The following is a 21,517-nucleotide window of genomic DNA, read 5'->3' as shown; positions in this document are numbered from 1 at the left end:
CCTCAATAGGAATAAGTCAGGCGACCGAAGACACCTTGCGCGCGATCATCGCCCAGCACCTTGACGCGGTACTGCAAAGAAAAGTCGACATAGGAGCGGGGGGCGTTGTACGCATCTTCACGGAACCAGTAACGGACGTTGTTGCCGACACCGATGCCACCGGCCTTGCCGGACGATGAGTCCGACTTGCCGTCGGAGTCGGTGCCGCTGTTCATCTTCGAGTCGTAATCGAACGCGGCCACCACATGGGGGAACGTCACCCAGCGCGAGCCTGTGCCACCGATGGCATAGCTGCGGCCGACCTGCCATTCGCTGTTGAAATAGTCGCGCGAGTCGTTGACGTAATGCCCGGCTTCAGCGAACAACTGCGAGGTCCACCAGCTGGAGGCGTCTACCCGCAGATCAGTCCCAACGCTTGCGCCATAGCCCAGGCGCAGCAGACAGTCACCGTCGACGTCCGACGATCCCAAGGGGAATGTGCGCTCGACGGCGGCCATCACGTTCAGCGACGTGAAGGGTTTGACCCGCACACCCACGGCGCCTTGCAGCGCATCGAAACCGGTGTCCGAATCGCTGTTCTTGCTCCACAGCGTGTCAGTGACGCGTCCGTAGAGTTCGACAAACCGTGCGTTGCGATAACCCAAAGGACGCCAGGACAGTTCAGTGCTGTTTTGCAGGCTGTCATTGCTGCCATTGCCGCCGCTCGGGGCCGAACTCAGGCCGCTGCTGGTGCTGTTGCCGCGATAACTGGTGGTGTTGGTCAAACCCCAGGTGCGCGAGACATCGGCCACGGCGCGACGGGTGTCGAACAGCTGCTGCGGGGACAGGTCCAGTTCACCGGCATTGTTTGCGTCGATGACACGCTTGAAGTAGTTGACGGCTTGCTCGTCCTCGCTGACCCGCATGGCGTTATAGGCGGCATCCTGAGTGGCGGTCGGGGTGAGACGGGTGTCGGCATCGGCCTTGCGGAACGACGCGTGGGCGCTGTCATCGTCGCCGGCCTGGACCGACAAGTAAGCGATCTGCAGGTCGCTCATCGATTCCAGTTCACCCGTGTCCCGCGCTTGTTGCAGCCGTTCGCGTGCGGTTCGACGCTGGCCGATGGCGCTATACAGACTGGCCTCTTCGTAAGCGGGCAAGTTGCCCAGCGCCAAGGCCTGGGTAAAGTCCTGGCGAGCCCCGGCGTCGTCACCCGATTGCTGGCGCAGACGACCGCGTTGGGCCAGCAGCCGCGCGTCATCGCCGGTGAGCTTGAGGCCCTCGCTGGCTGCCGCAATGGCTTCGGGCACTCGTTTCTGGTCACTCAGGGCGCTGACGAGCAACCGTCGGTACGCCGGATTCTGCGGCGCACGGGCAATGGCTTCGTTGGCCAGGACAACGGCTGAGGCGGGGTCCTTGCTGGCGAGTGCGGCGTAGGCCTGGCCGGCCTTGTCGGTTCCGCTGTCGCGTTGGTTGCCCGGCCAGATATCACAGACGAGGCCGAAAGCCGTTTCCTTACAGTTCAAGGCCGGGGCCGGGAACTGGGCGACAGCGTTCAAGCCATTGTTTTTCTGTCGCAGCGCCATTCTGGCGGCCGTGCGTCGACGGGCCACTTCGCCGCCTTCGTCGTCGGCCAAAGGTTGCAGCTGATCGAGCGCCTGCTGAGGCTCTCCATGAGCCAGCGCGGCGTCGGCGGCGAAGAAACGAATGTCGCGGATTTCCGTTTCCAGCAGACCATCGATGGCCAGAGCCTGGTTCAGGTCAGCCTGGGCTGCCTCTGTTTTGCCCTGACGATCAAGGGCGTAGCTGCGCAGAATCCACGGTGCAATTTCCCCATCGTCCTGAATCAGTGCGCCGGACGCGGCCAGCTCCGCCCCTCGGAAATCCTTGGCCGCTAGCAGGGCGCTGATCAGCAGTTGCTGATTGGCGCCGATCTCCGGTGCCCAAGCGACGGCTTTACGGGCCTGATCCACGGCCAACGGCACTTGGCCTTGCTCCAGGGCGCGATAACCTTCGACCGCCAGCGGTGCTGCCAATTGCCGACGAATCGCTTCGCGGCGCATCAGCAACGTATCGTCGTCCGGGAACACAGCCAGTGCCTGGGTGGTGGCCTGATCCGCGTCCTGCAAGTGTTGTTGACGCTGCAACGACTCGATCAACAGCAATCGATAATCCATGCGCTTGGGTGCCTGAGCGATGGCTTTGCGTGACGCCTGTGTCGCGGCGTCGAAATCATCGCGATCATAGGCCTTGAAGGCCTGGGCCGCGGCGCCAAAGCCGGGCGCCTGACGCGACTGCGGGTAGCGTTTGGGATGATCACGCAGATCCTTGTCCCGTTGCGCCAGCACGATCAGCGTGTTCAGACGGGTGATGTCGGCGCGCTGACGCAGCGCTTCGCGGGCCTTGGCGATGGCCAGGTCGTAGTCTTTGCGCTCGTAGGCACTGTACGCCTCGTTGGCAGTGACATAGGCCGGGCCGGTCAACGGCAATGGCAGCGTCTCGGCATGAGCCAGCGCAGGTATCAGGCTCAGCCCCGTGGCCATGAGGGTCAGCAAGGGGCGATTCATGCCGGAAGCTCCGCAGGGTAGTGGCTGTGCTGACGTGCCACGGCCTTTTCGATGGTGGCGCGGGGCAGCACGCCGCTGTCGACCAGATAGTCGCCGATGCGTCCGTGACGCTGCGGGCGGTACTGCAACATGGTGCGGTTGAACACGTCGCGATCCAGCAGGCCCATTTCGATCAACAGGTCACCCAGCAGTGGCGCGCGGGCATCCGGTACGGATTGGCCTTCGCGCACGTTCATCAGGCGCAACTGCGCGACGATTTCGCTTTCCCGGGCAATCAGCTGCACCGGTTCGCTGCCCAGCACCTCGCTGACTTGTTGCAGACCTTCGGCCGGCAACGGACTGGCCACGGCCAGTTGTGCTCGGCCGTCGGCATTCAAACCCACCGGCACCACACGCCAGCGCAGGGCGAATTCATCGTCCAGGGTAAGGGTCGACGCCTGCGCCTTGTGGGCCACATCGAACACCCGTGGCAGGTCATTCTGAAAAGCGATGGCTTCGGCCAGTGTCTCGTCGTCCAGCCAGCCATTGCTGAGCAAAATCCGCCCCAATGGCATGTGCCGGGTTTTCTGTTCGGCGAGGGCGCTTTTCAGGTCGGTTTCGTTGATTGCCTGCCAGGACAGCAACACGCTGCCCAGCTTGCGCGGGGCGGCAGCGACCAGGTCGGTGGACGGGAAGTCGTGCATGGTCTTGTCCCACACCAGTTTGCGGTTCATGACCTTGCCGACCAGGAACATCCGCCAGGCCCGTGACGCGGCCATGAAGTTGACGAAGTTGCCCACCACCATGCGCGGGATCGACAGCAAACCGTGCTGCCAGCCGTACAGCACGGTGGTGAAATAACAGCGGTGCGCAATGCGCCAGGCCAGCGCGACACCGTTGGCCAGCAGCAGGTAGTAGATGACGCCGTTGGTTTCGAACGGCCTCGGGAAACTCACGTCCCACAGGCCGCTCTGGCGCAGGATGATCAGGCCCAACAGCTGCACCAGAATTACGTAGGCGATGATGCTGACGAACGCCGTCACCACGCCTTTGCGGTCACGAAACAGCAGATAACGGTTGGCCAGCGAACCGTTCCAGCCCATTTGCTCCCAGCCTTGCAGGCCGATGCCCAGTGTCCAGCGGGCCTTCTGGCGGAACGCGGTGCGGAAGGTATCGGGAAAGAATTCGCGCACGCACAACGGCATCTTCAGGGTCGATTCGTAAGGCTTGCGAAACCAGGATTTGCGCAGCACGCGAAACTGCACCGGGAAGCGCACGAAGATCGCATTCATGCCGACCTTGGCCAGGCGTGCGCCAACGTCGTAGTCCTCGGTGAGGCTGTCGGTGTTGAACGGCTGGTTCTGGGTTTCCCCGGCCAGCACACGCAACGCGCGATGTGAAAAACAGGTGCCGACGCCGGCGGAGGGCACCGTGTCGGTCATGCTTTCACGCACCACCAGGTCCTTGCCGTGCCATTCGGCAAATTCATCCATGTAGGTGCCGGCCACCCATTCGTACCAGTTGCGCTCCAGCGACACCACGGGCAACTGGATCATGTCCTTGCGCGGCAGCAAGTAGTTGAACAGCCGCAATTCCATCGGGTGCAGCACGTCTTCGCTGTCGTGCAGCACGACGCCAGCGAAGGTCATGCCGTGGGTTTTCTCGTGCAGGAAAATCGCCTGGATCACCCAGTTCAGACAGTCGGCCTTGCAGGTCGGCCCGGCATGCGGGACTTCCACGCGATGCAACTGCTTGTAGCGTCGACGCATGCGTTCGACTTCATCGATGGTGCGCTGGTCGTTGATGTAGGTGCCGACGAAAACCACATAGTTCTGGTAATCGAGGGTCGACACCATGTTTTCGATCATCGGCGCGATGACGTCATATTCCAGCCAGGCCGGGACCATGATTGCCAGGGGCTGTTCGTCCCGGGCCATCAACTGCTCGGCGGTCAGCGGTCGGTATTTTCGGTCCGCGGTGAACTTGCGAAACAGGCGGCGAGACCAGTACCACAGGTCAATGAACAGGTCATCCAGGCTGGAAATCAGGATCAGCACCGCGACCACGATGGTCGAGAACTCCAGGAAGCTGTAGTAGTGGGCCAGCCAATAGGGCCAATAAAGCGACGTCATCGAAGGGTTCCGTTACTGGCGATTGCGACGGGCGTTACGGCCAGCCAGCAACAGGATGAGAACCAACAGGATGCCACCCGGAATCAGCCACAACAGCGACGGCGTACGCCAGGCGTCGAGGCCCTTGGGTTCTTCGTTGTCGATCAATTGGCTGCCGCTTGGATCTTGAGTGTCGAAGGTGGTCAGGGCACCGTTGTCATCGAGGATCGCCACGTCGCCGCGGGTCAGCAGAATTTGTCTGGCGAAGCGTGGCGTGTCATTGCCCAGCGCGCGATAGACCATGCCGTGCTGGCCGCCGGCATCCACCACTTGCAACGAGGCCAGGTGATTGAGGGGATGCACGTCAAGCAACACTTGATCCTTGTGATTGATGCGCAGACGCCCCTGTTCATCGACTTGCACCGACTCCTTGCTGTCCTTGATCGGCAGCTCGAAGGCGAGGAAGGCCTTGTCCTGCGTGACCGAGGCGTTCGGGTCAGTGACGACCTTCAATTGCGCCCGCAGCGGCGAGACACCGGCGGCATCGGCGACCGAAATCACCTGCGGCAAGCTGCTCGCCGGATGCTCGAGATAGGCCTGCGGCACCAGGAGTTGCGTGTCCTCGGCAAAGCGCGCGGCCATGCCGGAGAAGTCATTACCCAAGGCGGTTTTTTCCAGCACGATGTGGCTGGTCGGCAGCACCGACACCGGGAAGGCTTGTGGCGTTTCCAGGCAGCGATCACTCACTGGCTGACGCTGGAACGACACGCGCAACACGTTGGTCGCGCCCACGGCGTAACGCGGGATGCGCGCTTCGATGCGTTGCTTTTCACCGTTGGCCACCAGCTGCTGCGCACCAATCAGGTAATCATTGAGAAACAGCGAGGCCACCGGCGCGGTGTCCGAAGCGCCGGGCGCGGCAGACACGTCGACCACAGCCTTCACTGGCAAGCGACCGTCGTAAGCCACGCTGCCCAGAGGGAATGACGTGCTCCAGTCAGACTTGGCCAGCACGTCGATGGCGCCGGGATTGCCCCCCAGACGCGACAGGGCTACACGGCCGTCGGTGCTCAACGGCATCTGCGCTTCGCTGATGGTCAATTGCCGACTGCGTGCCAGTTTGTTCCAGGCTGTGCTGAACAAGGCCAGCGCCTTGCCGGTGGCATGCGGCGCAATCATCAGAACCGGGCGCGTGCCGACCAGGGCCAGGCGTACATTGTCTGTGCCATCGGCGGCAAGGCCGGCATTGATATGCGTCTCACGCCATTGCGTGAACGCGTTGGCCGCCGTGGCATCGAGGCCCTGGATCTGGCTTTGCAGCGCGTCGAGGGATTCATTGATCGCTGTGAGCAGTTGCGGGTCGTTGACCGCCAGATCCGCCTGGACGTTCGGCGTCTGGCCCAACACCAGCAATGCGCCGATCTCCGCCGGGTTCGCCAAAGTGTGTGGACCTTTGCCATTGAGGCTGGCGAATGCTGGAATCCCTTGCAGCTCGGCCGGAATGCGCAGGCCGCTCAGGTCGACGCTGTCTTGTACGGCAGGGAAGGGCAGGATTTGACTGCGCTTGCCAATCCGCTCCAGTGCCACGCCCAGACGCCACGCCGAATCGTAGCTTTCAGCGGATAAGGTGCCGGGTGCGACCATGATTCCCGGTTTGCCCGGCAAGGCCGTCCATGCCGCACCAACGTCGCGCAACTGGCTGGCGTCGTAGCTGTAAGTCAGGCGGGTGTCCGGTTCGATACGCAAGACGTTGCCGATGGCGCGTTCGTCTTCGCACAGCACACGGGACACGATCGACGACCAGGCAATGCCCAGACGCACCGAGCCGCTGTCCCGCGCTTTCTTGTCTACGCCCAGCGTGGCACTGGCGTCGCCTTGGGGTTCGCTGAGCCCTTCGGCACGCACCGGATAACCGTCCAGCGACAGCAGCAACGTGTTGCGGCCACCTTCGCCGTTGAGGTAGCTGGCGTCGAAATGCAATGTGGCATCGGTCAGCGGCACGCCCGCCGGCACCGGCAGATACAGTTCGCGGCGGGCATCGGTGGAGCCGAGGATGATCGGTGCGTCGATCCCCAGATCGCTCAAGCGCACCTCACGCTCTTGTCGGGTGTCGGCGTTGAGCCGGTTGATCGCCTGGGTGAGCGGACTGTCCGCGGCCAAGGCAAAGGTCGGCATGAGCGCGAGCAGGCTCACACCACAGGCAAGGGCGCTGAGTGCACCCGTATGGATGGCAACGGAAGACTTCATTCAGGTAGATCTCGAGCTGATAAGGGGAGGAGCGGTTTGGTTTATCGAGAGGTAAAAGCCGGGTAATGCTTCTCGGGCGCAGGCTGTGCAGACGGGTAGTGCAGGAACTTGGGCAAGGCCTGTCCGGCCACGATGAAATCGTCCACCGGGCGGCCCATCAGGGCATCGACGATGCGCGCACTGGCCTTGCCGTCGCCGTAAGGGTTGGCCGCCTGGGAGCAACGACGCCACAGCAGATCGTCATCGAACAGCGCGTTGACGCCGGCGATGATCGAGTCCGGCGAGGTGCCGACCAGGCGCACGGTGCCCGCCGCGACAGCTTCCGGGCGTTCGGTCACATCACGCATGACCAGCACCGGTTTGCCCAGGGACGGCGCTTCTTCCTGCACGCCACCGGAATCGGTGAGGATCACATGGGCCCGTTGCATCAGGCGCACGAAGGCCAGGTAGTCCAGCGGCTGGATCAAGTGCACGTTGGGCAGATCGCCCAGGTGCTCGGTGACCGGGCCCATGACGTTCGGGTTCAGGTGCACCGGATAAACAATCTGGATATCCGTGCGCCGGGCCAGATGGCTCAGGGCCTTGCAGATATCCAGGAAGCCTTCGCCGAAATTTTCCCGACGATGCCCGGTCACCAACAGCACTTTGCGGCCGGCCTGCAGGAACGAGAACTGCCGGTCCAGGCTGGCACGTAGGTTAGTGTCCTGCTCAATGCGCCGTGCGGTCATCTGCAACGCGTCGATCACCGTATTGCCGGTGACGAAGGTGCGACCCTGCAGGCGTTCGTCGAGCAGGTTCTGGCGCGACTCGTGGGTGGGCGCAAACAGCATGTCCGCTCCCAGGTCGATGCAGCGACGGTTCATTTCTTCCGGCCACGGGCTGTAGATATCACCGGTTCGCAGCCCGGCTTCCACATGGCCGACCGGGATGCGTCGATGGAACGCCGCCATCGCGGCGACCATGGCCGAGGTGGTGTCGCCGTGCACCAGCACCCGGTCCGGGCAGGTCATGTCCAGCACCGGGTCGATCGCCCCGTAAAGCGCCGCCGTCAGCGAGTTAAGCGTTTGGTGCGGCGTCATGACATCGAGGGTGTGATCGGCCTTGAGGTCGAACAGATCCAGCACCTGTTTCAACATGCTTTGGTGTTGGCCGGTGATGCATATCTGCGAATCAATGCCGGGTTCCGCAGCGAGAGCTTTGACTAACGGCGCCATCTTGATGGCTTCCGGACGGGTACCGAAGATCGAAAGGATTTTAATCCTTGAATGATGGCGAGCGATGATGCCTTCCTCGCGCAGTTTTAGTGCGCAGCACAATGCAGGCCCAAGTTTCATGGAAACTTGAGCAAGCTGTGTTATCTGAAATTTGATTAATGCCGGGAGATCAGCGTGGGCGCTGATGATCACTTCATGTGAGAGGGTGTATCGCCTGTAAACCCGGAGCGGCCGGATTATTAGCATCGAAGGGGAATGTTTTAAAGAATTATATGAGGTTATTTATTTAAAAAATAAGTTTGAAACTTTTGTAATGATGGTCTGTCTTTTTTTGGTTTTATATTTTTTGAGAAGTTTTTGTTTTGGTTGTTGTTGGAGCTTTAAGTGCTTGTTTATAAACAGATTTATTATTTATTGTCCGTTCGTCGACACGTGTGAATTATTGATTGGTTATGACAGTCGCGATCGCTGTTATTTGCGGTGTGGTTTTCTTGATTGTCAGTCACTTAACTGGCGCCTGAATAATGTCACGATACACTGGATATTCTTTTTGAACCAATAAAGTTTCTTGTAAGCGCGCCTTCTCTCAATAGCACTAGGCCGAGTGTTCTGTTGCTCAATATGAACTTCATCAACGGACTTGGCTGATGATGCTGGCCATTAGTCGAGCCCCCTTTCATATTGCAAGTGCGGGCGACGTCTGGCTCGCTGCCCCCAGGTTACTCAGCAGCCATTCGACGAAGCTTCGCGCCAGCGGATTGTTCTCGCTGTCACGGTGGGTCAGCAAGGCCCAGTTCGGGCCGCGAATGGTGTCTTCCACCAACGGTTGCAACAGTCCGCTGTCCCTCGCTGGCCGACTCAATAGTTGGCTGACCAACGCGATGCCGAGCCCCGCGCACGCGGCGTCCAGCAGCAGGCCGGGATCGGAGAAGTTCAGCCCCTGATCCTTCTGCCCGACATCAATGCCGGCCTCCACCGCCCAATGACTCCAGTCCATTTCCCGCTCCCCGTGAAGGGTGGTGCGCTGCACGACGGGCACCGCCAACAGGTCCGGATGGCAGGCCGGGTAGAGGCGGTCGGCGTGCAGCACCTTGAAGCTGCACTCGGCCTGGGAACTGATGTCGTCACGCACCGCGAGGTCGATGGTCTGGGTGGTCATGTCCGGGACTTCATCGGTGCTGAAAATCCACAGGTCGACCTCCGGATGCTGACGGCGAAAATCACCCAAGCGCGGCAGCAGCCAGTGACGGGCGAAAGTCGGCGTGGTGTTGAGCACCAGTTGGTTGGGTTTCTGGTATTGCCCGAGGCGACGAATGCCGACCGCCAATTGCTGCAATAACGCCTGGGTGGTGCTGAGCAAATCGTGACCGGCATCAGTCAGGCTGACACTGCGCCCACTGCGAAAAAACAACGGTTGCTCAAGGTACGCCTCAAGCGTGCGGATCTGTTGGCTGATGGCCGACTGGGTCAGGTGCAACTCGTCGGCAGCCTTGTGAAAACTGCCCAGTCGGGCGGCGGCTTCAAAGCCGCGAAGGGTGCTGAGCGGAGGCCAGTGCTTGAGCATATTGATAAGTTCCTCTAATCACTTTTCTACAAAATCCATCGTTTGTTGGCCCTGTTTTACGGCCGTAGCATGCATGCCAAGACCGCGAAGGCAGTTTTCATTGAACACAATGACTTAACTCTAGGGTGCTTGTCATGCAGCAAAACGAACTTCAAGACAGTGGCTGGTGGATGCCGGCAGAGTGGGTGAAACATGCCGCGACCTGGATGGTCTGGCCGCACAACCAGGCACTTTGGGAGTCGGGCTGGGGCGTCACCTTGCCGTTGGTGCAAGAGGATTTCGCCCGGGTGGCCAACGCCATCGCCCGGTTCGAGCCGGTGAAAATGGTGGTGGACCCGTCGGCCGTTGCAAGCGCCAAAGCGCTGTGTGGACCCAACATCGAACTGATCCCGTTGGCGGTCAACGACAGTTGGTGCCGGGACTCCGGCCCGAGTTTCGTCTGCCATCCGCAACACGGTCTGGGCGGGGTGAGCTGGCGCTTCAATGCCTGGGGCGGCAAGTCGCTGTATAACCTGGACGAAAGTCTGGCGCGCCGCGCACTCAATCGTCTCGGTGTGCCGCGTTTCGGCACCCCGCTGAGTAACGAAGGCGGTGCGATTCATGTCGATGGCGAAGGCACACTGATCACCACCGAGTCGGTGTTGCTCAACCCTAATCGCAACCCGGGCATGACCAAGGCCGAGATCGAGGAAATCTTCACCCGTCTGCTGGGCGTGAAGAAAACCATCTGGCTGCCGGGTGACCCGGACTACGTGACCGGCGACATGACCGACGGCCACGTCGATGGCGTCTGCGCCTTCGCTCGCCCCGGCGTGTTGCTGGTGGATGCCACCCACGATAAAAATTCGGTGTACGCCGAAGTTGCACGGGAAAACCGTCGCGCGCTGGAACTGGCCACCGATGCCCACGGGCGCACGTTCGAGCTGATCGAGCTCTATGAAGCCACCGATGCCGTCGACACCGAAGCTGAAGTGTTCTGTGCCTCGTACACCAACTTCTACATCGCCAACAACGCGATCATCATGCCGGCCTATGGCATCGACGCCGACCACGCGGCGGCCGAAGTATTGGCCCGGACGTTCCCGGAACGCGAGGTGGTGCCGGTGCGGATCAATCACCTGGCCCATGGCGGCGGCGGGGTGCATTGCATCACTCAGCAGCAACCCGCCTGGCCAGTGCAGGGGGGGATGCCATGACCCTGTTGACGATTGCCACCACCCAGATGCCCTGCACCTGGGACTTGCCGCGCAACCTCGATCAGGCTGAGCAACGGGTCCGCGAGGCGGCGGCGAAGGGCGCCCAGGTCATCCTGTTGCAGGAGCTGTTTGCCACGCCGTATTTCTGCATCGAACAAAGCCATAAGCATTTGGCGCTGGCCGAAGAATATCGATACAGCAGCGTACTCAAGCGCTTTGCTGCACTGGCCAAGGAGTTGGGGGTGGTGCTACCGCTGAGCTGGTTCGAGAAGGCTGGCAATGCGTACTTCAATTCCCTGAGTGTGGCCGACGCCGACGGGCGCTTGCTGGGGGTGTATCGCAAGACCCACATCCCCAACGCCATCGGTTATCAGGAGAAGGAGTATTTCAGCCCCGGCGACACAGGCTTCCGTGTCTGGGACACGGCGTTCGGGCGCCTCGGTGTGGGGATTTGCTGGGATCAGTGGTTCCCCGAGACCGCCCGTTGCCTGGCGCTGATGGGCGCCGAAGTCTTGCTGTTTCCCACCGCCATCGGCTCTGAGCCGGGCTGCGAAACCCTGGATTCCCGTGATCACTGGCAGATGACCATGCGCGGGCATGCCGCTGCGAACATCCTGCCAGTGGTGGCGGCCAACCGCGTCGGTCGTGAGGTGGCGACCACCGATGCGGACTTGCAAATGAGCTTCTACGGCTCGTCGTTTATCTGCAACCACAAGGGCAAGTTGCTCGCCGAGGCCGATCGTGACAACAGCGGCGTGCTGGTGCATAGCCTCGACCTGGCCGCCATGCGCGAAGAACGCCTGAGCTGGGGCATCTACCGCGACCGTCGCCCGGACATGTACGGGGCGTTGCTGAGTCAGGACGGTCGACACCTTCATGCACGCTGGAACACTCAAGGAGTTTGATATGCGTACTCCCCGAAAGCTGTTGCTCGGCGCCTTGGGATGGGCAATCGCCTCGTCGTCGCTGCACGCCGAAGAGAAAACCCTGCGACTCTACAACTGGGCCGACTATTTCGCCGAAGACACCCTCGCCAGATTCACCGCTGAAACCGGGATCAAAGTGATCTACGACGTCATGGATGGCAGCGAAACCCTGGAAGCCAAGATGCTCGCCGGCGGCAGTGGTTATGACCTGATCTTCCCCGGCGACACCGTCGCCGAACGCTTGATGCGCGCCGGCAGTCTGCTGCCGCTGGATCGCGCAAAGCTCACCTCTGTGGACGACATCGAACCCGGTTTGCAAAAGCTGCGCAGGCAGTACGAAACGTCGAGCCAGGCCACCGTTCCTTACACCTGGGGCACCATCGGCCTGACCTACAACGACGAACAGATCAAACAGCGTTCGCCCAACGCCCCGGTCAACAGCCTGGACATGCTGTTCAAACCGGAACTGGCGGCAAAGTTTGCCGATTGCGGTATTTCGATGATCGACTCGCCGGACGAAGTGCTGGCGGTGGTGCTCAACTACCTCGGACGCGAGCCACGCAGCGCCAAGCCTGAAGACCTGGCCGCGGCGAGTGAGTTGCTGATGAAACTGCGACCGCACATTCGCAAGTTCCAGTCGCAACCCGTGACCGATCTGGTCAACGGCAACCTGTGCCTGTCCCTCGGTTACAGCGGCGACATGACCCAGGCACAACGCACGTCTGACAGCGCCGGCAAACACACCCGTTTCGAATACCGTGTTCCCCGCGAAGGCACGACCGTGTGGATGGACACCATGGCGATCCCGGTCGACGCCAGGCACCCGGAGTACGCCTACGCGTTCATCAATTTCGTCATGCGCCCGCAGAACATGGCGGCCATCAGCAACTTCACCGGCTACCCGACTTCCAACGCCAAGGCCCGCCCGGACGTCGATGCGACGATGCGCAACAACCCGGACATTTACCTCGATGAGGCGACCTATGCGCGGCTGATTCCGGGTAAGGACATTCCCCAATCCGACATGCGGGCGCGGATGCGCACCTGGACCAAATTCAAGACGGCGACAGCGAAATGAGTTCACATTCGAAGGATCAATCCCTGCCGACACGGCGGGATTTCATCAAGCAGGTGGCGGTCATTGCCGGTCTCGGCGCCGCTGCCTCCCTCGGCTTCAGCTTTGCGCCCGTACACGCGGCGACTCAGGGTCGTTGGCGCATGCCGGATGAGGGCGACCGACACGAACGGGCCTTCATCGCGTTCGGCGCACAGAGCGCCATCTGGGAGGATTTCACGCCGCATGTGCAAGCGGCCATTGGCCTGATCGCCCGCACCATCGCGCGCTATGAGCCGGTCACCGTGTTCTGCCGCCAGCGCGAGCGGCGTCTGGCCGAAGAACAGTGCGGCACGACTAACATCACCTACGTCACCACCGAGCTCGACGACATCTGGATGCGCGATATCGGCGCCAATTTCGTCATCGACGGCGAAGGTGGGCTCGGCGCCGTGGATTTCAACTTCAACGGCTGGGGCAACAAGCAGCAGCATGACAAGGATGCGCAACTGGCCGCGTTGGTGGCCGACACGGTGGATGCCCGTTACCTGCGCAGCGAACTGGTGGGCGAGGGCGGTGGTATCGAAGTGGATGGCCACGGCACGGGGATCATGACCGAAAGCAGCTGGATCAACCGCAATCGCAACCCCGACTGGAGCAAAGCCGAGGTCGAGCAGGAACTGAAAGACCGTTTGGGGTTGCGCAAAATCATCTGGCTGCCGGGCATCAAGGGCAAGGACATCACCGACGCCCACGTCGACTTCTATGCACGTTTCACCCAGCCCGGTGTTGTGATCGCCAACCTCGACAACGACCCCGATTCATACGACCGAAAAGTGACATTGGCGCATCTGGATATCCTCAAAAACGCCACCGATGCTGACGGCCGAAAGCTGCAAGTGCATACCCTGTCGCCACCGCTCAATCCACGCAAAAGCCTGTTCAACCGCGACAATCCGGATTTTGCTGCCGGTTACATCAACTACTTCCTGGTGAATGGCGCGGTCATTGCGCCCGAGTTTGGTGACAAGGCGGCGGACGCGAAAGCGTTTGACCTGTTGTCGCAGCTCTACCCGGACCGGGAGGTGGTGCAGCTGAATATCGACGCCATCGCGGCGGGCGGCGGGGGGATTCACTGTGTGACCAGTCATCAACCGGCGGCATGACATCGACCCAAAGCGTTCGTTAACAGCGATACCAGCGCCCAAGCTTGGGTGCTGATGGAACGTAAGCACGTCATCAATGACTTCCCCGCTACACAAACGTAATCTTGCCGATTCGAAAATTAAAACAAGACAAAGAATCAGGAGTCATCGATGCAACCGATCCGTCTCGGTCTGGTGGGCTACGGCAAGATTGCCCAGGACCAGCACGTTCCCGCTATCCACGCCAACCCCGCGTTCCAGCTGGTGTCTGTCGCGACGCAAGGGCAGCCCTGCGCCGGGGTCGAGAACTATCAGTCCCTGGGCGAGCTGCTCGACAATGGCCCGCAGGTCGATGCGATTGCGTTTTGCACGCCGCCACAAGGTCGCTTCGCGCTGGTGCAACAAGCGCTGGCCGCTGGCAAACACGTGCTGGTCGAAAAACCGCCGTGCGCCACGTTGGGTGAAGCGATGGCCCTGGTGAATCAGGCACAGGAGCAAGGCGTCAGCGGTTTGTTCGCCTGGCATTCACGCTACGCGCCCGGTATCGAAGCCGCCCGTGCCTGGCTGGCCACCCGCACCCTGCAAAGCGTGCAGATCGACTGGAAGGAAGACGTGCGCAAATGGCACCCCGGTCAGGCCTGGATCTGGCAACCCGGCGGCCTGGGCGTCTTCGATCCCGGTATCAATGCGTTGTCGATTGCAACCCATCTGCTGGCGCTGCCGCTGTTTGTCGAGTCTGCCGAACTGCGCGTCCCCAGCAACTGCCAGTCGCCGATTGCCGCTTCCATCAAAATGTCTGACGCCCGTCACCTCGACGTCCGCGCAGAGTTTGATTTCGACCACGGCCATGAGGAGCTCTGGAGCATTGAGATTCGCTGCACCGAAGGCACCCTGCGACTGGATAACGGTGGCGCACTCTTGAGTATCGACGGCGTGCGCCAAGCCGTCTCGGAGGAGGGCGAGTACGCGGCGGTGTATCGACATTTTCAACAGCTGATTGGCGACAAAACCAGTGACCTGGACCTCCAGCCGCTGCGACTGGTTGCCGACAGTTTTTTTGTCGGCAGTCGGGTATCGGTTGAGCCGTTCTACGATTAACGGCTGCTGGGGTAAAGGTTGAGGCGAGCGTCAGCCGGCGGCTCTCGCATTGATATATTGACATATCGGTAAATTTCGATATCTTCGGGTCATGGAATTACTCGAAATATTCAAAGCCCTCTCAAACCGTACACGCCTTGAAATCTTGAAAGGTTTGAAGGATCCAGCCAAGAACTTCCCTCCGCAGGATGAAGGTGACGTTCTTACGGTGGGAGTCTGCGTCAGTAGTATTCAAGAAGGCGTCGGCCTGTCGCAGTCGACGGTGTCTGATTATCTGGCAACGTTGCAACGAGTGGGCTTGGTCGAAGTCAGGCGCATCGGTCAGTGGACCTACTACAAGCGGAATGAAGCAACCATCAGCGCTCTTGCCGAGATCATAGGGCAAGAGTTGTAGTTTTTTTTACCACAAGATATCGAGAAATCCCGATATCCCTTTTTATCGAAACGAGGATTGACAATGAAAGCGCTCATGCTCAAATCATTTGGCGGCCCGGAATCGTTCGAACTTTGCGACGTTCCCAAGCCTGTGCCGCACACGGGACAAGTTTTGGTCCGGGTGCACGCAACCTCCATCAATCCGTTGGATTATCAGGTCCGACGTGGCGATTATCCTGACTTGGTGCAACTGCCGGCCATTACCGGGCACGACGTATCTGGCGTAGTTGAAGCAGTCGGGCCGGGTGTGACGACCTTCGCTCCAGGAGACGAAGTCTGGTACACCCCGCAAATATTTGACGGGCCAGGAAGTTATGCCGAGTACCACGTTGCTGCCGAAAGTATTGTCGGGAAGAAGCCTCCCACACTCAGCCATCTTGAGGCGGCAAGCCTGAGCCTGGTCGGCGGAACGGCGTGGGAAGCACTGGTCGTGCGTGCGGCGCTGAGAGTGGGGGAAAGCATCCTGATCCACGGCGGCGCGGGAGGCGTCGGTCATGTGGCGATCCAGCTGGCAAAAGCCATCGGAGCAAGGGTGTTCACGACCGTGCGCGAAGCAAACGTTGAGTTCGCACGAAGTATGGGTGCCGACGTGATCATCGACTATGAAAAGGAGGATTATGTCGACGCCATCATGCGGGGAACGGGTGGTCGCGGAGTCGATGTCGTGTTCGACACCATCGGCGGCAATACATTGTCGCGCAGCCCCGACACGCTCGCCCAACTGGGCCGCGTTGTCTCGATTGTGGACATTGCCCAGCCACAAAACGTCGTTCAGGCCTGGGGCAAGAACGCGAGTTATCACTTCGTTTTCACAAGACAAAACCGCGGCAAGCTTGATGAGTTGAGCGCATTGATAGCGCGCGGTCAGCTGCGACCGCACGTTGGTGCCGTCTATTCACTTGCCGACATTCCGCTCGCCCATGCCCTTCTGGAGAGGCCCAACAACGGTGTTCAAGGAAAAATCGCGATTGCAGTCGGGCCGTCGTCCCATCTCGTCAGTGCGTAATTTTGACCGTTGTACTCACTTTTAGGGGAACACCATGATTTATGAAATCGCTCTGCTGCCCGTTCACAAAGAACACATTGAAGCGTTCAGGCGTGCATTTGCCGAGGTCACCCCTTTGCTCAGTCGCGCAAAGGGTTACCGCGGTCACTTGCTCGCGCAAGGGATCGAAACGCCCCAGCTATTCAACCTGATTGTGCGATGGCAATCGCTCGAGGATCACACGCCGGGCTTTGAATCGAGTGAAGACCATCGGCTGTTCATGCTGGGCTTAGAGGAATATTTTTCGGAAGAGCCGACGGTCTATCACATTGAGGGGGGCGCTTTTGCTACAGGCGAACATGATGATCCGAACAGCGCCGTCGGCATGGGGAATGCTGTTGCCTGAGGCGTTTGTAGCTTTGCCGGATCACGGCTCGGCACTGTTAGCGTAAGCCCTTCACAATTTCAAGCCAGCAGCTCGGTGATCCATCGGGCTTGCCGGGCGATGTCTTGCAGTTTCTCCTCGGGCACGGCCTGCCGCGCCCGGGCGAAGTGGGTCAGGGTCTGCTGCTTGTGGCGCAGTATGCGCTGCCACTTGAGCAGGAACGCCGGGCTGCGTGCCTGCATCTGCAGCGGGCCGAAGTACAGCTCCTCGGCGGTGTACGTCACTGGAGCGGCGCGCTCGGCGACGATGATTTCGTAGTCGAAACAGTTTTCCCGCAGCAGTTCCTCGCAGAGGATGCGGTAGCCGTTGTCCATCAGCCATTGGCGCAACGGCTGCTCGCCGCCGTTGGGTTGCAGGATCAGGCGCTCCTGGCCGCTCAGGTGCGCCTTGCCGCTGTCGAGGATGTCGCGGATTGTCTCGCCACCCATGCCGCAGATGCTGATCGCCGTGATCCCGTCTTCCGGCTCGATGGCCGCCAGGCCATTGGCCAGGCGCACGGTGATTCGCAGGTCTTGGCCGCTCTCGCGCACGGTGCGTTCGGCCGAGTGGAACGGCGTCAATGCCACCTCGCCGGCCACCGCCGATGCGATGGCTCCACGGTGCATCAACGCCACCGGCAGGTAGCCGTGATCCGAGCCGATATCGGCGAGGCGCGCACCGGCTGGCACATGCGCCGCCACGCGTTCCAGGCGCATGGACAATGTCTGTTCGTTCAACCACAACCCCTTTTCAACACGAACGACCGGCACTTTGGCCGAATCGGGGCGCCATTCTGTCGAGCAACGCCGTGGATTTCAAATCCCTGCGACCGGGGCCATGGTTCGTCCCCGTGCCTTAGCGCTCGAAGCGAATATGAATTCGCGCACTTTTTGCCATTGTTGAGTTAGTCCGGCTGTTAGAAACGTGCGACTGGCGCAGTGAGGCATCGTGCGCTAACGCGAGGACGCCCCAAAAAAATAATGACAAATCCTACGCACCTCGTACCGTGCGCTGTGGGTCGTTTGCGGGCGTTTGTCACTGCCTGCAATCGGCCAACAGCGCCCTACCTCAACTTCACAAAACCCTCAAAGCAACCGTTCAATGGCAGAATCTCCCCACTTGATCGTTTTGGAGAACACCATGCTTCGTGCGTTTGAACGAAGACTCGACCCCTTTCCTCCTGACGAGGTACCACCGCCACCCGACGGCCTGGCTCGCTTCCTGTGGGCCTGCACGCGGGGCGCCCGCGGTTACATCCTTGCGCTTGCGCTGCTCAGTGCCTGTGTGTCGATTTACGAAGCCTGGCTGTTTTCCTTCCTCGGGCAAGTCGTGGACCTGCTCTCGACCTGGCAGGCGGGCGGTGAAGCGGCTGCGCAGGAAAGTCGCGTGTTGTGGGGCATGGGCATCGTCATGGTGACCAGTGTCGGGCTGGTGGCGTTGCGCACCATGGTGCAGCACCAGATATTGGCGATTAACTTGCCGTTGCGGCTGCGCTGGGACTTCCATCGCCTGATGCTGCGGCAAAGCCTTTCGTTTTTTTCCGATGAGTTTTCCGGCCGAGTCACTACCAAGGTGATGCAGACGGCGCTAGCGGTGCGCGACGTGCTGTTCACCCTGATCGAGATCGCACCCGGGATCGGGGTGTATTTCATCGCGATCATCGCACTGGCCGGCGGCTTCGCTCTGAAACTGATGCTGCCGTTCGTTGCCTGGGTCGTGTTGTTCGGTCTGGCCATGCTGTACTTCGTCCCCCGCCTGGGGAAAGTCGGGCAGGAACAGGCCAATGCGCGGTCGATGATGACCGGGCGTATCTCAGACGCCTACACCAATATCACGACGGTGAAGCTGTTCTCCCACTCCAATCGTGAAGCGCACTTCGCGCGTGCAGCGATGGAGGATTTCAAGCAAACCGGCTTTCGCCAGATGCGCCTGGTCAGCCTGTTCGAGATCGTCAACCAGGCATTGGTGGTGGCGCTGATCATGGCCGCAGGCGGTTATGCCCTGTGGCTATGGCACCAGGGTGAGGTCGGCGCGGGTGCCGTGGCGGCGATCACCGCCATGGCGTTGCGGATCAATGGCATGTCGCATTGGATCATGTGGCAAATGACCTCGTTGTTCGAGAGCATCGGCACCGTACAGGATGGCATGGCGACACTGACCCTGGGCGCCAAGGTGCAGGATGCACCGGGCGCGGGCGCGCTAGTGACCTCTGGCGGCGCAGTCACCTTCGATAAGGTGAGCTTCAACTACAATGGCGAACGCCAGGTGCTCGATGGCCTGAGCCTGAGCATTCGTGCGGGCGAAAAAATCGGCCTGGTCGGCCGCTCTGGCGCTGGCAAATCCACGCTTATCAACCTGCTGCTGCGCTTCTATGACGTCGACAGCGGGGTGATTCGCATCGACGGCCAAAACATCGCACACGTGACGCAAGAAAGCCTGCGCGGCTCCATCGGCATGGTCACGCAGGACACCTCCCTGCTGCACCGTTCTATTCGCGACAACATCGCCTACGGCCGTCCCGATGCGACCGACGCGCAAATTCGCAGCGCCGCGGCGAATGCCCAGGCCGATGGGTTCATTAGCCAACTGAGCGACCGGCAAGGCCGTACCGGCTACGACACCCTTGTGGGTGAGCGCGGCATCAAGCTGTCGGGCGGCCAGCGCCAACGCGTCGCGATTGCCCGTGTGATGCTCAAGAACGCCCCGATCCTGCTGCTTGACGAGGCCACCAGCGCGCTGGACTCGGAAGTCGAAGTCGCCATTCAGGAAAGCCTTGATGAAATGATGCAGGGCAAGACCGTGATCGCGATCGCCCATCGGCTGTCCACGATTGCGGCCATGGACCGGCTCATCGTCATGGATGACGGACGCATCATCGAACAGGGCACTCACAGCGAATTGCTTGGGAAGAACGGCGTCTATGCGCGGCTATGGCAGCATCAAAGCGGCGGGTTCCTGGGTGAGGACAAGGGCGTGTTCGAGGCGATGGATCAGGTGTGAGGGGGGAGGGAGGTACGAATCTATCGGTATGGTTTTTTGGCGGTGCCGACTGGCCTATTACCTCTGTTTTTTTATTGATTACATTGCGTATCAACTGAAATACGCATCAGCGGCATTATCACAGGAGAGCGCCACCACTACAGTAGAGAGGACATTTTTCTCAGGTGCCGAGCATTATGAAAACTGCTTGCCTGACAACGAACAGTGTCCGTTGTTCAAGCACAACCACTGCCGCTCGGTAAAACGGGCTCTTTGTAGAACGAAGACGTGGAGTGGCGTAGCTTTCCCGCTTATGGCCCGGGCAGTGTAGTGGTGCTCCCGGCTAACACTCCGCATTTTCATTGGGCCAGATCGGGGGAATATATTTCTCAGGTGTATGGAGCAGGTCCGCTGGGGCTTGAGTACATTGACCGTCGTGACGACCCTCGTCATGCGTCAAAGTGAAAAGGAGAGGCGGGGCAGGCTCAGCCCTTGGCCCGGTGACGCAAGCGCGAGTATGAAATCAGCATGCTGGTCAGCTCCTGCGTCACCTGGGTGAAGGGTGACACTCGGCGGCTGACCAAGCACACCTCACACGACTCCAACGGCTCCTGAATCGGTAAGCTGATCAGCGACGAGGAAAACAGCTTCATGCCGGGAAGCATGCTGGGTTCTATGGTCAGGTAATCCGTTTCGCAAATGATGTGCAGGATTTCCAGCAGCGATTCGGTCGTGATCGCGATCTTCGGAGGCGGCAAGCCTTGGGCTCTGAACAACTCGATCAGTTGGTTCTCCGCACTGCCTATGACTCCCGCCGGCCGGACGCTGATCCATTCGCTATTGGCCAAGTCGCGCACTGAACGAGCCGCTGCCAGAGGATGGCCCTTTCGCGCAATGACGCTGGTTTTCGAGCTGTAAAGCCGCTCGATGTGCAGGTCGATATCGCACTCGTCGGGACTCAGTGGACCCATCACAAAGTCGAGTCGGCCAGCGCGAATCATCTCGATCAGCATCCTGGTCTTGCCGCTGGCGACGTGCAGCTGCACGTTTGGAAAACGGCGGGTAAAACTGCTGAAAACCGGCATCAGGCACGCGGCCATTGGTTCCGCTGTGACACCCAAGGCGATCTGACCTTCGGGCGTTCCGTTCCATTGTCGGACGTCTTGCACCGCGCGATCGCAATCCAGAATGATCAAGCGTGCCCGGGTCAGAAAAACCTTACCCGCCAGGGTCAGGCTGATGCCTTGATTGGAGCGCACCAACAAGGTGACTCCGAGTTCTCTTTCCAGACTTTGAACTGACTCTGTCAGCGTGCTCTGGGCAGCGTCCAGTTCCCGTGCCGCCGAACGAAAGCTGCCCCTGTCGACCACTGAGCAGAAGGCTCGAAGCTGGATCAACTTCATGAAGCGGTGATCCAGTTGTTGCCGTTGTGGCCACGGGAAGCGCGATGGGCATTGCTCGACAGGGTGTGGCTGCTTCCGGTGTTCATGGCTGAATCTCCAAACGGCAGGGGATGTGGTGGCTTGTTATCGCTATCGATTAGATCGTATGCGATGTATAAATATTCAACTAAACCCCCAGTGATGTCAAAGCGGACGTTGCGCCTTGGCGACG

Annotated in this window: 16 protein-coding genes; 9 read left to right on the top strand and 7 right to left on the bottom strand. The window is 60.3% G+C overall.

Translation table 11 applies throughout. From position 1 onward, the window contains the following. Positions 1-2: 2 nt before the first annotated feature. From ACA068_RS18090 to ACA068_RS18070, 5 genes are all read right to left on the bottom strand, one after another. Positions 3-2,546, bottom strand: coding sequence for a bacteriophage N4 adsorption protein A (locus ACA068_RS18090; RefSeq protein ID WP_497303696.1), 2,544 nt, complete (start codon positions 2,544-2,546; stop codon positions 3-5). Beyond that, positions 2,543-4,657, bottom strand: a complete 2,115-nt coding sequence (locus ACA068_RS18085) for a glycosyl transferase family protein (protein ID WP_497303694.1) — start codon at positions 4,655-4,657, stop codon at positions 2,543-2,545. Before ACA068_RS18085 ends, ACA068_RS18090 begins: the two co-directional genes overlap by 4 nt. Before the next feature lie 12 nt (positions 4,658-4,669). Beyond that, a complete protein-coding gene (locus ACA068_RS18080) occupies positions 4,670-6,883 on the bottom strand; it encodes a hypothetical protein (RefSeq protein WP_497303692.1) in 2,214 nt (737 codons plus the stop codon). Positions 6,884-6,924: 41 nt separating this feature from the next. Beyond that, entirely contained in the window at positions 6,925-8,163 is a 1,239-nt protein-coding gene (wecB, locus tag ACA068_RS18075) for a non-hydrolyzing UDP-N-acetylglucosamine 2-epimerase (protein ID WP_497310626.1), read from the bottom strand. 610 nt (positions 8,164-8,773) lie between these two features. Beyond that, on the bottom strand, positions 8,774-9,661 hold the full coding sequence (locus tag ACA068_RS18070) for a LysR substrate-binding domain-containing protein (RefSeq protein ID WP_497303690.1): 888 nt from the start codon (positions 9,659-9,661) through the stop codon (positions 8,774-8,776). A 134-nt stretch (positions 9,662-9,795) separates the two neighbouring features. On the opposite strand from ACA068_RS18070, the gene ACA068_RS18065 reads away from it, so the two are divergent. The 8 genes from ACA068_RS18065 to ACA068_RS18030 all read left to right on the top strand — a co-directional run bounded on the left by ACA068_RS18065 (position 9,796) and on the right by ACA068_RS18030 (position 16,906). Further along, positions 9,796-10,857 (top strand): agmatine deiminase family protein, encoded by a 1,062-nt coding sequence (locus ACA068_RS18065; protein WP_497303689.1) that lies wholly within the window; start codon positions 9,796-9,798, stop codon positions 10,855-10,857. Then, entirely contained in the window at positions 10,854-11,762 is a 909-nt protein-coding gene (aguB, locus tag ACA068_RS18060; RefSeq protein ID WP_497303687.1) for an N-carbamoylputrescine amidase, read from the top strand. Before ACA068_RS18065 ends, aguB begins: the two co-directional genes overlap by 4 nt. A gap of 1 nt (position 11,763) precedes the next feature. Continuing rightward, positions 11,764-12,861: an extracellular solute-binding protein gene (locus ACA068_RS18055; RefSeq protein WP_497303685.1), complete on the top strand. Its 1,098-nt coding sequence runs from the start codon at positions 11,764-11,766 to the stop codon at positions 12,859-12,861. A gap of 23 nt (positions 12,862-12,884) precedes the next feature. Beyond that, on the top strand, positions 12,885-14,003 hold the full coding sequence (locus ACA068_RS18050; protein ID WP_497310625.1) for an agmatine deiminase family protein: 1,119 nt from the start codon (positions 12,885-12,887) through the stop codon (positions 14,001-14,003). A 150-nt stretch (positions 14,004-14,153) separates the two neighbouring features. Further along, on the top strand, positions 14,154-15,080 hold the full coding sequence (locus ACA068_RS18045; protein WP_497303683.1) for a Gfo/Idh/MocA family protein: 927 nt from the start codon (positions 14,154-14,156) through the stop codon (positions 15,078-15,080). A gap of 91 nt (positions 15,081-15,171) precedes the next feature. Next, positions 15,172-15,474, top strand: coding sequence for an ArsR/SmtB family transcription factor (locus ACA068_RS18040; protein ID WP_497303681.1), 303 nt, complete (start codon positions 15,172-15,174; stop codon positions 15,472-15,474). Between the two features lie 63 nt (positions 15,475-15,537). After that, positions 15,538-16,521 carry a zinc-dependent alcohol dehydrogenase family protein gene (locus ACA068_RS18035; protein ID WP_497303680.1) on the top strand — a complete coding sequence of 328 codons (984 nt, stop codon included), beginning with the start codon at positions 15,538-15,540 and terminating at the stop codon, positions 16,519-16,521. A 34-nt stretch (positions 16,522-16,555) separates the two neighbouring features. Further along, positions 16,556-16,906: an antibiotic biosynthesis monooxygenase family protein gene (locus tag ACA068_RS18030; RefSeq protein WP_497303679.1), complete on the top strand. Its 351-nt coding sequence runs from the start codon at positions 16,556-16,558 to the stop codon at positions 16,904-16,906. A gap of 59 nt (positions 16,907-16,965) precedes the next feature. On the opposite strand, the gene ACA068_RS18025 is transcribed toward ACA068_RS18030, so the two are convergent. Beyond that, entirely contained in the window at positions 16,966-17,661 is a 696-nt protein-coding gene (locus tag ACA068_RS18025; RefSeq protein ID WP_497303677.1) for a tRNA (adenine(22)-N(1))-methyltransferase, read from the bottom strand. Between the two features lie 403 nt (positions 17,662-18,064). On the opposite strand from ACA068_RS18025, the gene ACA068_RS18020 reads away from it, so the two are divergent. Beyond that, positions 18,065-19,924 carry an ABC transporter ATP-binding protein gene (locus ACA068_RS18020; protein WP_497303675.1) on the top strand — a complete coding sequence of 620 codons (1,860 nt, stop codon included), beginning with the start codon at positions 18,065-18,067 and terminating at the stop codon, positions 19,922-19,924. 464 nt (positions 19,925-20,388) lie between these two features. Here ACA068_RS18020 and ACA068_RS18015 read toward each other — a convergent pair whose 3' ends face one another. Next, positions 20,389-21,306, bottom strand: coding sequence for a LysR substrate-binding domain-containing protein (locus tag ACA068_RS18015; RefSeq protein ID WP_497303673.1), 918 nt, complete (start codon positions 21,304-21,306; stop codon positions 20,389-20,391). Positions 21,307-21,517 lie beyond the last annotated feature (211 nt).

This window comes from Pseudomonas sp. LBUM1660, from assembly GCF_059695935.1.
The sequence above is the reverse complement of the archived record's forward strand: the minus strand, read 5'-3'. Positions and strand labels throughout refer to the sequence as shown.

Coding starts and splice junctions, on each gene's coding strand:
- ACA068_RS18090 (WP_497303696.1), bottom strand. CDS start 2,546: ATGAATCGCCCCTTGCTGACCCTCATGGCCACGGGGCTGAGCCTGATA.
- ACA068_RS18085 (WP_497303694.1), bottom strand. CDS start 4,657: ATGACGTCGCTTTATTGGCCCTATTGGCTGGCCCACTACTACAGCTTC.
- ACA068_RS18080 (WP_497303692.1), bottom strand. CDS start 6,883: ATGAAGTCTTCCGTTGCCATCCATACGGGTGCACTCAGCGCCCTTGCC.
- ACA068_RS18070 (WP_497303690.1), bottom strand. CDS start 9,661: ATGCTCAAGCACTGGCCTCCGCTCAGCACCCTTCGCGGCTTTGAAGCC.
- ACA068_RS18065 (WP_497303689.1), top strand. CDS start 9,796: ATGCAGCAAAACGAACTTCAAGACAGTGGCTGGTGGATGCCGGCAGAG.
- aguB (WP_497303687.1), top strand. CDS start 10,854: ATGACCCTGTTGACGATTGCCACCACCCAGATGCCCTGCACCTGGGAC.
- ACA068_RS18055 (WP_497303685.1), top strand. CDS start 11,764: ATGCGTACTCCCCGAAAGCTGTTGCTCGGCGCCTTGGGATGGGCAATC.
- ACA068_RS18045 (WP_497303683.1), top strand. CDS start 14,154: ATGCAACCGATCCGTCTCGGTCTGGTGGGCTACGGCAAGATTGCCCAG.
- ACA068_RS18040 (WP_497303681.1), top strand. CDS start 15,172: ATGGAATTACTCGAAATATTCAAAGCCCTCTCAAACCGTACACGCCTT.
- ACA068_RS18035 (WP_497303680.1), top strand. CDS start 15,538: ATGAAAGCGCTCATGCTCAAATCATTTGGCGGCCCGGAATCGTTCGAA.
- ACA068_RS18030 (WP_497303679.1), top strand. CDS start 16,556: ATGATTTATGAAATCGCTCTGCTGCCCGTTCACAAAGAACACATTGAA.
- ACA068_RS18020 (WP_497303675.1), top strand. CDS start 18,065: ATGCTTCGTGCGTTTGAACGAAGACTCGACCCCTTTCCTCCTGACGAG.
- ACA068_RS18015 (WP_497303673.1), bottom strand. CDS start 21,306: ATGAAGTTGATCCAGCTTCGAGCCTTCTGCTCAGTGGTCGACAGGGGC.